The following is a 13,098-nucleotide window of genomic DNA, read 5'->3' on the forward strand; positions in this document are numbered from 1 at the left end:
CACCCGTTCCCATTCCGAACACGGAAGTTAAGCTCTCCAGCGCCGATGGTAGTTGGGGCCAGCGCCCCTGCGAGAGTAGGTCGTCGCTAGGCAGTGTGAAAAGAAGCATGCCTTAAGGCATGCTTCTTTTTTTGTTTCGTAAAAGAAGTTATGTTTGTTTTATTTTCAGGAAAAAGGGAAATGATATGACTGATTATTTTTGCAAGTGACCCTTGCATTTTTTTGTAATACACTATATAGTAGAAGTAAGGTCAAATATAGTCAAAGTCAACTTCGTGTGTGAGGAGGAGGTAGAGTGCCAAACATTTCCGATATTATTGAGCAATATTTAAAACAAGTATTAAACATGAGCGATAAAGATATTGTGGAAATTAAAAGAAGTGAAATTGCAGATAAATTTCAGTGTGTTCCGTCGCAAATTAATTATGTCATTAATACGAGATTTACGTTGGAGAGAGGATATATTGTTGAGAGTAAGCGCGGTGGCGGCGGTTACATCCGCATTATGAAAGTCAAGACAAAAAGCGAAGCACAGCTGATTGATCAATTGCTGGAATTGGTCGGGCATCACGTTAGCCAATCTAATGCAGAAGATATTATTCAGCGTCTTGTTGAAGAAAAGGTAATTTCAGAGCGGGAAGCAAAAATGATGTTAAGCGTAATGGACCGTTCCGTATTATGTATTGATTTACCACAACGCGATGAATTGAGAGCGCGCATGCTAAGAGCGATGTTGACATCGCTAAAATATAAGTAGGGGAGGGGATAAAGTTGATATGTCAAGAATGCAAACAGAGACCGGCAACGATGCATTTCACGAAAATTATAAACGGCGAGAAAACGGAATTTCATCTTTGCGAACAATGCGCGCATGAGCATAGCGATATGTTTATGTTTTATGGGAATGACGACTTTTCCTTTAATAATTTGTTAGCTGGTCTGCTTAACTTTCCATCTTCCATGAAAGAAATGACAGCGAGCCCGTTCCACAGTTCAGATATTTTACAATGCGAAAAGTGTAACATGACTTATCATCAGTTTACAAAAATAGGTCGTTTCGGTTGTTCAAACTGTTACCGCACTTTTGCCAGATATTTACCGCCAATATTGAAAAGACTTCACAGCGGAAATACAGCCCATGCTGGAAAAATACCAAAGCGAAAAGGTGGAACACTCCATTTGCGCAAACAAATTGCTATGTTAAAACAAAAATTGCAAGAACTTGTGGCAAGAGAAGAATTTGAAAAGGCTGCAGAGGTCCGCGATCAAATTCGTTCTCTTGAATATCAGCTGCATCAACGTGGAGAGGGGGAGATGTAATTATATGTCGTTTGAGAAATTTTTTAATACGGTGGTCAGCGCTTGGATGAGCCAAGAGGGTCCTGATTCGGACATCGTGTTAAGCAGCCGTATCCGCTTAGCCAGAAACATTGTCGATTTTCGGTTTCCAACGGTATTTAGCAATGAGGAAGCGCAGCAAATCGTTTCATTGTTTGAGCAAACATTTGCTCACCGCTTTTATCGTTCTGTTGGCCGTTTTGAATTGTTAAAAATGTCGGAGCTTCAGCCGATTGAAAAAAGGGCATTGGTAGAAAAACATTTAATTAGCCCGCATTTGGCAGAAGATTCTCCCTTTGGGGCATGCTTGCTCTCAGAGAACGAAGAAATAAGCATTATGATTAATGAAGAAGATCACATTCGTATTCAATGCTTATTTCCTGGCTTCCAATTAACAGAAGCACTAAAAGCGGCTAATGAACTTGATGATTGGATTGAGGAACATGTCAACTATGCGTTTGATGAAAAGCTTGGATATTTAACAAGCTGCCCGACAAATGTTGGAACAGGGATGCGCGCTTCTGTAATGATGCATCTCCCGGCTCTCGTTTTAACACAGCAGATGAACCGCGTTATTCCAGCAGTTAACCAACTGGGGTTAGTCGTACGCGGAACATATGGAGAAGGCAGTGAAGCGTTAGGAAATATTTTTCAAATTTCAAACCAAATTACATTAGGAAAGTCAGAAGAGGATATTGTCGAAGACTTGAAAAGCGTTGTTCAGCAGTTAATTGCCCAAGAAAGAATGGCAAGGGAGACATTAGTTAAAACTTTAAACATACAATTAGAAGACAGAGTCTTCCGTTCCTATGGGATATTGGCCAATAGCCGTGTGATTGACTCGAAAGAAGCAGCGCAGTGTTTGTCAGATGTACGTTTAGGGATTGATTTAGGATATATTAAAAATATTTCGCGCAATATTTTAAATGAGCTCATGATTTTAACTCAACCCGGTTTTTTACAACAATATGCAGGCGGCGTGTTAAGACCGGAAGAACGGGATGTTCGACGGGCTGCATTAATACGAGAGCGTTTAAAAATGGAAGAAAGAAAAGCAAATGGAGGGTGATGAATAATGTTGTTTGGAAGATTTACGGAACGGGCGCAAAAAGTGTTGGCGCTAGCTCAAGAAGAGGCAATACGCCTTGGCCATAATAACATTGGAACGGAGCACATTTTATTAGGTCTAATTCGTGAAGGGGAAGGAATTGCGGCGAAAGCATTGATGGCGTTGGGACTAGGGCTGGAAAAAATTCAAAAAGAGGTAGAATCGTTAATTGGCCGCGGCCATGAAGTTTCCCATACGATCCATTATACGCCGCGTGCGAAAAAAGTACTCGAATTGTCAATGGATGAGGCGAGAAAGCTTGGTCATTCCTATGTAGGAACGGAACATATTTTGCTTGGCCTCATTCGTGAAGGCGAAGGAGTCGCAGCCCGCGTACTGAACAATTTAGGAGTAAGTCTGAATAAAGCTCGTCAACAAGTGCTGCAATTGCTTGGAAGCAATGAGTCAGTTTCCGGTCATTCAGGAGGAGCTTCGCACGTAAGTACGCCAACATTAGACAGCTTGGCCCGTGATTTAACGGCGATTGCCCGCGAAGGAAGATTAGACCCGGTCATTGGCAGAAGCAAAGAAATTCAGCGTGTTATCGAAGTATTAAGTCGCCGTACAAAAAATAACCCGGTGTTAATCGGAGAACCTGGAGTCGGGAAAACAGCGATTGCCGAAGGGCTCGCGCAGCAAATCGTCAACAATGAAGTGCCGGAAACGCTTCGCGATAAGCGGGTTATGACGCTGGATATGGGAACGGTTGTAGCTGGTACAAAATATCGTGGGGAATTTGAAGATCGTTTGAAAAAAGTGATGGATGAAATCCGCCAAGCAGGAAACATTATTCTCTTCATTGATGAACTCCATACGCTTATTGGCGCAGGTGGGGCGGAAGGCGCGATTGATGCATCGAACATCTTGAAACCAGCGCTTGCCCGCGGGGAGCTGCAATGCATTGGTGCGACTACATTGGACGAATATCGGAAATATATTGAAAAAGATGCGGCGCTAGAACGTCGTTTCCAACCGATTTACGTCGATGAGCCGACGGTAGAAGAATCGATTCAAATTTTAAAAGGATTGCGCGATCGCTATGAAGCGCATCATCGCGTATCTATTTCCGATGAGGCGATCGTTCAGGCGGTAAAATTATCTGACCGTTATATTACTGACCGTTTTCTTCCAGATAAAGCGATCGATTTAATCGATGAGGCATGCTCGAAAGTTCGCCTACGTTCGTTTACGGCGCCGCCAAAATTAAAAGAACTCGAACAAAAACTTGAGGAAGTGCGCAAAGAAAAAGACGCTGCTGTACAAAGCCAAGAATTTGAAAAAGCTGCTTCGCTGCGCGACATGGAACAACGTTTGCGCGAAGAACTGGAAGAAACGAAACGCGCGTGGAAAGAAAAACAAGGACAAGAAAACTCTGAAGTAACGGTTGAGGATATCGCGATGGTCGTATCGAGCTGGACTGGAATTCCAGTAGCGAAATTAGCGCAGACGGAAACAGAACGGTTGTTGAAACTTGAAGAAATTTTACATTCTCGCGTCGTTGGTCAAGATGAAGCAGTAAAAGCAGTTGCCAAAGCAGTCCGTCGCGCGCGCGCTGGATTAAAAGACCCGAAACGTCCGATTGGCTCGTTCATTTTCCTTGGGCCGACTGGTGTTGGAAAAACCGAATTGGCAAGAGCGCTTGCCGAAGCGATGTTTGGCGACGAAGATGCGCTTATTCGCATCGATATGTCCGAATATATGGAGAAACATTCGACATCTCGTTTAATCGGTTCGCCTCCTGGCTATGTCGGGTACGAGGAAGGCGGCCAGCTAACCGAAAAAGTACGGCGCAAACCGTATTCAGTCGTGTTGTTAGATGAGATGGAAAAAGCCCATCCAGACGTATTTAACATTTTGTTGCAAGTGTTGGAAGACGGTCGTTTAACCGATTCGAAAGGAAGAACAGTTGACTTCCGCAATACGATTATCATTATGACATCCAACGTCGGCGCGGATGCGCTAAAACGAAATAAATACGTCGGCTTTAACGTTCAAGATGAAGATCAAAAGTACAAAGATATGAAAGGAAAAGTCATGGACGAGTTAAAGAAAGCGTTCCGCCCGGAATTTTTGAACCGCATTGATGAAATTATCGTCTTCCATTCGCTTGAAAAACAACATCTAAAACAAATTGTCAAACTGATGGCAGACACGTTGATCAAACGCTTAAAAGAACAAGATATCGATTTAGAGCTGACGGATGCGGCGATTGAAAAAATTGTCGCGGAAGGGTACGATCCAGAATACGGTGCTCGTCCATTGCGCCGCGCGTTGCAAAAACATGTAGAAGATCGTTTGTCGGAAGAGCTGTTGAAAGGAACGATTGCCAAAGGGCAAAAAGTGATCGTAGACGTAAAAGGCGGAGAGTTCGTCGTTTTATCGGAACAAGCTGTGATGTAATGGATGCTTTCGCGACGGAAGGTATGTGGCAGCTCGTTGCCCATACCTTTTTGTTTCCATGATGAAAAAGAAAGGGTTTTTCGATGATGGGAAAAAAGAAAACAAAGTTTGTTTGTCAAGAATGTGGTTATGAGTCAGCAAAGTGGCTTGGAAGATGTCCAGGATGCAATACGTGGAATTCGATGGTGGAGGAAATCGAACGGACAAAGCCGGCAACAAGAGGAGTGTTTGTTCATTCCGCGCCCGATATCATCTCTAAACCAGTGCCGATTACTACAGTGGCAACAACGCAAGAGCCGCGCATACAAACGAGTATTTCCGAGTTTAACCGCGTGTTGGGCGGAGGGGTTGTGAAAGGTTCGCTCGTTTTAATCGGCGGCGATCCGGGAATTGGAAAATCGACGCTTCTGTTGCAAGTTTCCGCGCAACTCGCCGCTTTGCAGCATAAAGTATTATATATATCCGGCGAGGAATCAGTAAAACAAACAAAGTTGCGCGCTGACCGCCTTCATGTTGCTTCTGACGAGCTGTATGTATTAGCAGAGACAGATTTGGAATATATTGTAGAAGCAATAGAAACGATTCACCCTGTTTGTGTTGTGATCGATTCGATCCAGACGATTTACCGCGCGGATATTGCGTCCGCACCCGGAAGTGTATCGCAAGTTCGCGAATGTACGGCAGAGCTGATGAAAATCGCCAAAACAAAAGGAATCGCCATCTTTATTGTCGGGCATGTAACGAAAGAAGGAGCGATTGCCGGGCCAAGAATTTTAGAGCATATGGTGGATACCGTTCTTTATTTTGAAGGCGAACGCCATCATACGTATCGTATTTTGCGGGCGGTGAAAAACCGTTTCGGCTCCACAAATGAAATTGGCATTTTCGAAATGAGAGAATCGGGGCTTGTGGAGGTCGAAAATCCATCGGAAGTGTTTTTGGAGGAACGCTCCCGCGGTGCAGCAGGTTCAACCGTTGTCGCGGCGATGGAAGGGACCCGTCCTGTATTAGTCGAAATTCAAGCATTAGTATCTCCAACGAGCTTTGGCAATCCGCGGCGGATGGCGACAGGAATCGATCATAACCGTGTTTCTTTATTAATGGCCGTATTGGAAAAAAGGGTCGGTCTGCTTTTACAAAATCAGGATGCTTACTTGAAAGTGGCAGGAGGAGTAAAATTAGATGAACCGGCGATTGATTTAGCGATTGCCGTGAGCATCGCCTCGAGCTTTCGCGATCAGCCTACGAATCCGCATGATGTCATTATTGGCGAAGTTGGTTTGACAGGGGAAGTACGCCGTGTTTCCCGTATTGAACAGCGGGTGCAGGAAGCTGTAAAACTAGGATTTTCCCGCATGATTATTCCTAAAAACAATTTAGCAGGATGGAACCCGCCAAAGCATATCACCGTTATTGGCGTGTCCCATATCGCCGAAGCGTTGGAGTATACGTTGCAGTAAAATGTTACGAGTACATGTCAAATGTTTAAAAAACGTTAAAAACTGTATGATGATTGGTTTCAAACATTGGAAACTGTTTATAATGATAGATAGGGAGGTGAATAAAGAATGGTGAAACGTATCGTCCAATTGTTTTTTCTTGTTGTTGGAGGAACGTTAGGTGTCGTTTTTCTACCAAATTTGTTGCGGCTAATGAATATAAGCGACATTTCGTTGCTAAATAATTCATATACATTGGCGGTGTTAGGGGCACTTATTTTCTTTATGATGACTTTTTGGTTGGTAGACTACGTTGTCGATATGATTCGTTGGGTGGAAGAAACGCTCGTCAAAGCGCCGGCTGCCGATCTTTTATTTGGCAGTTTAGGGCTTATTTTCGGCCTTATTGTCGCGTTTTTAGTTGTCATGCCGCTGCAGGCGTTTCAGTTTCAAGTCGTCAATACGGTGCTGCCGATATTTTTGACGATCTTGCTTGGCTACTTAGGATTCCAAGTCGGGTTTAAAAAACGGCATGAATTAATGAATTTATTTTCTCTTTCCAATCGAATGGCGAAGAAAAAAGGAGCGGAAGGAGAGACGGATTTGCCGAAAGGCGGTTCTTTAAAAATTTTAGATACAAGCGTCATTATCGATGGACGGATTGCCGATATTTGCAAAACCGGCTTTTTAGAAGGAACGCTTGTCATTCCGCGCTTTGTCCTTGAAGAACTGCAGCATATTGCTGACTCGTCCGATGTGTTAAAACGCAACCGTGGCCGGCGCGGGCTTGACATTTTAAATCGCATCCAAAAGGAATTGGACATCAAAGTGGAAATTTATGAAGGTGATTTTGACGATATTCAAGAGGTCGACAGCAAGCTAGTGAAGCTGGCAAAATTGACGTCAGGAGTTGTTGTCACGAACGATTTCAATTTAAATAAAGTATGTGAGCTGCAAAATGTGCGCGTCCTTAATATTAATGATTTAGCGAATGCGGTAAAACCGGTTGTCCTTCCAGGGGAAGAATTAAACGTTCATGTGATCAAAGATGGCAAAGAGCATAACCAAGGTGTCGCGTATTTAGATGATGGCACGATGATTGTTGTCGAAGACGGAAAAGAGTATATTGGAAAACGGGTTGACGTATTGGTGACAAGCGTGTTACAAACATCAGCAGGGAGAATGATTTTCGCGAAGCTAAAGCTATTGCAAAAAGCGTTATAAACGAGTGAACAGGGGAAACGGCAATGAGGTATGACGTAGTTATTCCTGCGGCAGGGCAAGGAAAGCGGATGAAGGCGGGAATGAATAAACAATTGATGGAGCTGCAAAATGAACCGCTAATTGTCCGTACATTAAAAGTGTTTGAAAACGATGAATGGTGCCGCGGCATTATCGTCGTGATTAATGAAGCGGAAAGAACGCAATTTGAACAACTATTTTCTCGCTTCCATATTAAAAAAATCACTGCGATCGTAGGCGGTGGAAAAGAGCGGCAGCATAGTGTCTACAATGGATTGCAAGCGATAAAAAATAGCGATATTGTGCTTATTCATGATGGCGCGCGTCCGTTCGTTACGATAGAACTGATTCATCAATTAGTCAATGAAGCGAAGGAACACGGTGCGGCAATTCCGGCTGTGCGCGTCAAAGACACCGTCAAAAAAGTTCGCGGCCAGTTTGTTGAGGAAACGGTGGAACGTTCTAGCTTGTGGGCTGTACAAACTCCACAAGCTTTTCATGTTTCGCTCGCTTTACGGGCGCATGAGCAAGCGCAAAAAGATGGCTATATTGGCACAGATGATGCGAGCCTTGTCGAGCGGATTGGCGGGAAAGTGAAAATTGTCGAGGGGGATTACCGCAATATTAAATTGACGACGCCAGATGATTTATTGTTTGCGGAAGCGATTTTATCCGGTTGGGTAAGTTCATAAACGAGAGGGGTAGCTATATGTTTCGCATTGGTCAAGGATTTGATGTTCATCAGCTTGTCGAGGGCCGTCCCCTTATTATTGGAGGCGTGCGTATTCCATACGAAAAAGGGCTGCTTGGCCATTCTGACGCTGACGTGTTGCTGCACGCGGTCGCGGACGCCTGTTTAGGAGCGATTGGCGCGGGCGATATCGGCAAGCATTTTCCAGATACAGATGAACGCTATAAAGACGCCGACTCTGCGCTGTTGTTAAAGCAAGTATGGGAATTAGTCAAGCAGCAAGGGTACGAACTTGTTAATCTTGATTGCACGATTATCGCGCAAAAACCGAAGATGGCGCCACATATTGAACAAATGAAAGAGAACATCGCGAAATTGTTGGAAGGAGAACTGTCGCAAGTCAATGTTAAGGCGACAACGACGGAAAAGTTGGGCTTTACCGGCCGGGGAGAAGGAATCGCCGCGCAGGCGGTCGTATTATTGCAAAAGCAGTAAACTACCGCGACTGATCGTATAACGAAAACAATCCGTTTTGAACTTTGCACATATAAAATGTACAATAGTGGTACAAGCTTGATTAGATTATTGGAGGGTTATTGACGATGTCACAAGAAGTGAGAGTGCGATACGCACCGAGTCCAACTGGTCACTTACATATTGGCGGTGCAAGAACAGCGTTATTTAACTATTTGTTCGCTCGCCATCATAACGGAAAATTTATCGTGCGCATTGAAGATACGGATATTGAACGAAACGTAGAAGGCGGCGAACAATCGCAGTTAGAAAACTTAAAATGGTTAGGCATCGATTATGACGAGTCGGTGGATAAAGACGGCGGATACGGTCCATATCGCCAGACGGAGCGTCTTGATATATATCGCAAATATGTAAATGAACTATTAGAAAAAGGATATGCGTATAAATGTTTCTGTACGCCGGAAGAGCTTGAAAAAGAACGGGAAGCGCAAAGAGCGGCAGGCATCGCCGCGCCGCAATATAGCGGGAAATGTCGCCATTTAACGAAGGAACAAATCGCGCAATTGGAAGCGGAAGGAAAGCCATATACGATTCGCGTAAAAGTACCGGAAGGAAAAGTATATGAATTTGAAGATATCGTGCGCGGAAAAGTGACGTTTGAATCAAAAGATATTGGCGATTGGGTCATTATGAAAGCGAACGGCATCCCAACGTACAATTTTGCCGTCGTCATTGATGACCATTTAATGAAAATTACCCATGTATTCCGCGGTGAGGAACATTTGTCAAACACGCCGAAACAGTTAATGATTTATGACTATTTCGGCTGGGAGCCGCCGCAATTTGGCCATTTAACGTTGATCGTGAATGAGAACCGCAAAAAACTTTCGAAGCGAGATGAATCGATCATTCAATTTGTTTCCCAATATAAAGAGCTCGGCTATTTGCCGGAAGCATTGTTTAACTTTTTTGCGCTCTTAGGCTGGTCGCCAGAAGGAGAGGAAGAAATTTTCTCGAAAGAGGAACTCATTCGCATTTTTGATGTTTCCCGATTGTCAAAATCGCCATCCATGTTTGATACGAAAAAGTTGACATGGATGAATAACCAATATATTAAAAAGTTAGATTTAGACCGGTTAGTCGAGATTTCTTTGCCGCATTTGATTAAAGCTGGCCGCCTGCCAGAACAAATGAGCGAAGAACAACGGCAATGGGCACGTGATTTAATTGCGCTGTATCAAGAACAAATGAGCTATGGAGCAGAAATTGTCAAGCTATCGGAGTTGTTCTTTAAGGAAGACATTGAGTATAATGAAGAAGCGAAAGAAGTGTTAGCAGGCGACCAAGTTCCTGATGTGTTAAAAACGTTTTTAGAAGAAGTGAGACAGCTTGAGCCGTTTACAGCGGAAAACATTAAAACGGCGATTAAATCGGTGCAAAAAGCGACAGGGCAAAAAGGGAAAAAGCTATTTATGCCGATTCGCGTCGCTGTAACAGGGCAAACACACGGTCCGGAACTGCCAATTGCGCTTCAATTATTAGGGAAAGAAAAAGTCGTCGGACGATTGGAAAAATTGGTTCATTAACCTTTTTGACCTGTTTTTCATATAGTAAAAATTAAAATATCGAAAAAGCGTTGATGAGGAGAAGTAGGAAACATTGGCATCCCAGAGAGAATCACCTTGGCTGGAAGTGATTCATGACCGATGTTTTCCGAAATGCCCCTCGGAGTCTCCTTTCGAACCGGAACAGAGACGTTCTGTAGTAGATAGGAGCGGAGTTTCTCCGTTATCAGACTAGAGCGAGCTAAACGACCGTTTAGCTAAACAGAGTGGAACCGCGCGCTGAGCGTCTCTGTGTCATTGGCACAGAGACGCTTTTTTCATCAACGTATTTTTCCATAAATTTATTGGATGGAGGGAGGACCATATGTTTAAAACATTGAAAGAAGACATTGAAGTGATTTTTGAGCAAGATCCAGCGGCAAGAAGCTATTTAGAAGTCATTTTAACCTATTCTGGCTTGCACGCGATCTGGGCGCACCGCATCGCTCATGCGTTATATAAACGTAAATTTTACTTTCTCGCCCGTCTTATTTCACAAATCAGCCGCTTTTTTACAGGGATTGAAATTCATCCGGGAGCAAAAATCGGCCGCCGCTTTTTCATCGACCACGGCATGGGTGTTGTGATTGGCGAAACGTGCGAAATTGGGGATAATGTAACTGTATATCAAGGCGTGACATTAGGAGGAACAGGGAAAGAAAAAGGAAAACGCCATCCAACGATTAAAGATAACTGCTTAATTGCGGCAGGCGCAAAAGTGCTCGGTTCCATTACGATCGGGGAAAATTCGAAAATCGGAGCGGGTTCGGTTGTGTTGAAAGACGTTCCGCCGAACTCCACGGTTGTCGGCATTCCGGGACGAGTCGTCGTCCGCGATGGTGTGAAAGTAAAAAAAGACTTAAATCATACGGACTTGCCAGATCCGGTTGCTGATCGCATTAAAGAGTTAGAAGCGGAAATTGCAAGATTGCGCAGCGAAATCGAAAGCTTAAAGGAAAGGAAGAGCGAACATGAGCAGCATTCGGCTTTATAATACATTGACAAGAAAGAAGGAACCGTTTGAGCCGCTCGAACCGAATAAGGTAAAAATGTACGTATGCGGCCCGACGGTGTACAACTATATTCATATCGGCAACGCCCGTGCCGCGATCGTGTTTGATACGATTCGCCGCTACCTAGAGTTTCGCGGTTATGAAGTGAAATATGTATCCAATTTTACCGATGTCGATGATAAGCTCATTAAAGCGGCGCGCGAATTGGGAGAAGATGTGCCGACGATCGCGGAGCGTTTTATTCAAGCATATTTTGAAGATATTGCGGCGCTTGGCTGCAAGAAAGCGGACGTGCACCCGCGCGTAACGGAAAATATGGAGACGATTATTGAATTTATTCAAGCATTGATCGAAAAAGGTTATGCGTACGAAGTCGATGGAGATGTGTACTATCGCACAAGAAAATTTGCAGAATACGGCAAACTCTCACATCAGTCTATTGATGAACTGAAAGCAGGAGCGCGCATTGAGGTTGGGGAAAAGAAAGAAGATCCGCTTGATTTCGCATTATGGAAAGCGGCAAAAGAGGGAGAAATTTGCTGGGATAGCCCGTGGGGAAAAGGGCGTCCGGGATGGCATATCGAATGCTCGGCAATGGCGCGCAAATATTTAGGGGATACGATTGATATTCACGCTGGCGGTCAAGATTTGACGTTCCCGCATCATGAGAATGAAATTGCTCAATCAGAAGCGTTGACAGGCAAACCGTTTGCGAAATATTGGCTTCATAACGGATATTTGAATATTAATAACGAAAAAATGTCGAAATCGCTCGGCAACTTCGTGCTTGTTCACGACATTATCCAACAAATTGATCCGCAAGTATTGCGGTTTTTTATGCTTTCTGTTCACTACCGAAATCCGATTAACTATAGCGAAGAATTATTAGAAAGCGCCAAAAAAGGGTTGGAGCGGCTAAAAACGTCTTATTTTAATTTAAAACATCGCTTGCAAAGCAGCACGAACTTAACCGATGACGACGAGCAGTGGCTTGCGCGCATTCAAGAGCAGCATAAGGCATTTATTCGGGAAATGGACGACGATTTTAATACAGCTAATGGAATCGCCGTGTTATTTGAACTGGCGAAACAAGCAAATTTGTATTTGCATGAGAAGAACACATCGGAACGCGTTATTCATGCGTTTTTACGCGAATTTGAACAGTTGTTAGGCGTACTTGGCATTACGCTGCAAGAAGAGGAATTGTTGGATGAGGAAATCGAAGCGCTTATTCAAAAGCGGAACGAAGCGAGAAAAAACCGGAATTTTGCTTTAGCGGATCAAATTCGTGATGAATTAAGGGCGAAAAACATTATTTTGGAAGATACGCCGCAAGGAACAAGATGGAAAAGAGGATAAGATGCATGAATCTTTTGCAGCCAGTCAAAGATGTGAAACAAATGAACGGATTAACGCTTGCTTACATTGGCGATGCCGTATACGAATTGTACGTGCGGCATCACCTTCTTTCTAACGGAAATGTAAAGCCGCATCAGCTTCATAAGCAAGCGATTCAATATGTATCGGCAAAAGCGCAGGCAAAAGTGCTGTTAACATTGTTAGAAAATGGGATATTAACAGAAGAAGAGCAATCGGTCGTTCGCCGGGGGCGAAACGCCAAATCCGGCACGATTCCCAAAAATACGGATGTGCAGACGTACCGATATAGTACAGCGTTTGAAGCGTTGATCGGGTACCATTTTTTAGGTAATAATGAAGAACGTGTCGAGGAGCTTATTCGCTGTTCTTTTGCGATTATTGAAAGTGAGGAAAGGAAGTTGTAGCA

At 43.8% G+C, this 13,098-nt stretch carries 12 protein-coding genes, 1 rRNA gene and 1 other annotated feature; all 13 genes read left to right on the top strand.

Annotated elements, in window-relative coordinates; genetic code table 11:
• Nucleotides 1-92 (top strand): 5S ribosomal RNA (rrf, locus tag BM278_RS09985); the annotation flags it as partial.
• A gap of 203 nt (nt 93-295) precedes the next feature.
• On the top strand, nt 296-757 hold the full coding sequence (locus BM278_RS09990) for a CtsR family transcriptional regulator (RefSeq protein WP_090949413.1): 462 nt from the start codon (nt 296-298) through the stop codon (nt 755-757).
• 14 nt (nt 758-771) lie between these two features.
• Nucleotides 772-1,320, top strand: a complete 549-nt coding sequence (gene mcsA / locus BM278_RS09995; protein WP_090949415.1) for a protein-arginine kinase activator protein McsA — start codon at nt 772-774, stop codon at nt 1,318-1,320.
• A 4-nt stretch (nt 1,321-1,324) separates the two neighbouring features.
• Entirely contained in the window at nt 1,325-2,407 is a 1,083-nt protein-coding gene (gene mcsB, locus BM278_RS10000) for a protein-arginine kinase McsB (protein ID WP_090949416.1), read from the top strand.
• A 6-nt stretch (nt 2,408-2,413) separates the two neighbouring features.
• Nucleotides 2,414-4,846, top strand: a complete 2,433-nt coding sequence (clpC, locus tag BM278_RS10005; protein WP_090949418.1) for an ATP-dependent protease ATP-binding subunit ClpC — start codon at nt 2,414-2,416, stop codon at nt 4,844-4,846.
• 86 nt (nt 4,847-4,932) lie between these two features.
• Nucleotides 4,933-6,306 carry a DNA repair protein RadA gene (gene radA / locus BM278_RS10010; protein WP_090949420.1) on the top strand — a complete coding sequence of 458 codons (1,374 nt, stop codon included), beginning with the start codon at nt 4,933-4,935 and terminating at the stop codon, nt 6,304-6,306.
• Between the two features lie 108 nt (nt 6,307-6,414).
• Nucleotides 6,415-7,509 (top strand): PIN/TRAM domain-containing protein, encoded by a 1,095-nt coding sequence (locus tag BM278_RS10015; RefSeq protein WP_090949421.1) that lies wholly within the window; start codon nt 6,415-6,417, stop codon nt 7,507-7,509.
• A 23-nt stretch (nt 7,510-7,532) separates the two neighbouring features.
• Nucleotides 7,533-8,219, top strand: coding sequence for a 2-C-methyl-D-erythritol 4-phosphate cytidylyltransferase (gene ispD / locus BM278_RS10020; RefSeq protein WP_090949423.1), 687 nt, complete (start codon nt 7,533-7,535; stop codon nt 8,217-8,219).
• Nucleotides 8,220-8,236: 17 nt separating this feature from the next.
• On the top strand, nt 8,237-8,713 hold the full coding sequence (gene ispF / locus BM278_RS10025) for a 2-C-methyl-D-erythritol 2,4-cyclodiphosphate synthase (RefSeq protein ID WP_090949424.1): 477 nt from the start codon (nt 8,237-8,239) through the stop codon (nt 8,711-8,713).
• A 107-nt stretch (nt 8,714-8,820) separates the two neighbouring features.
• Nucleotides 8,821-10,281: a glutamate--tRNA ligase gene (gene gltX / locus BM278_RS10030; protein WP_090949426.1), complete on the top strand. Its 1,461-nt coding sequence runs from the start codon at nt 8,821-8,823 to the stop codon at nt 10,279-10,281.
• Nucleotides 10,282-10,322: 41 nt separating this feature from the next.
• Nucleotides 10,323-10,554 (top strand) — a binding site (T-box leader).
• A 49-nt stretch (nt 10,555-10,603) separates the two neighbouring features.
• Entirely contained in the window at nt 10,604-11,293 is a 690-nt protein-coding gene (gene cysE, locus BM278_RS10035) for a serine O-acetyltransferase (protein WP_341871189.1), read from the top strand.
• Nucleotides 11,271-12,671, top strand: a complete 1,401-nt coding sequence (cysS, locus tag BM278_RS10040; RefSeq protein WP_090949429.1) for a cysteine--tRNA ligase — start codon at nt 11,271-11,273, stop codon at nt 12,669-12,671. Before cysE ends, cysS begins: the two co-directional genes overlap by 23 nt.
• A 5-nt stretch (nt 12,672-12,676) precedes the next feature.
• Entirely contained in the window at nt 12,677-13,096 is a 420-nt protein-coding gene (locus BM278_RS10045; protein WP_090949431.1) for a Mini-ribonuclease 3, read from the top strand.
• Nucleotides 13,097-13,098 lie beyond the last annotated feature (2 nt).

Source organism: Parageobacillus thermantarcticus (assembly GCF_900111865.1).
GTDB lineage: Bacteria > Bacillota > Bacilli > Bacillales > Anoxybacillaceae > Parageobacillus > Parageobacillus thermantarcticus.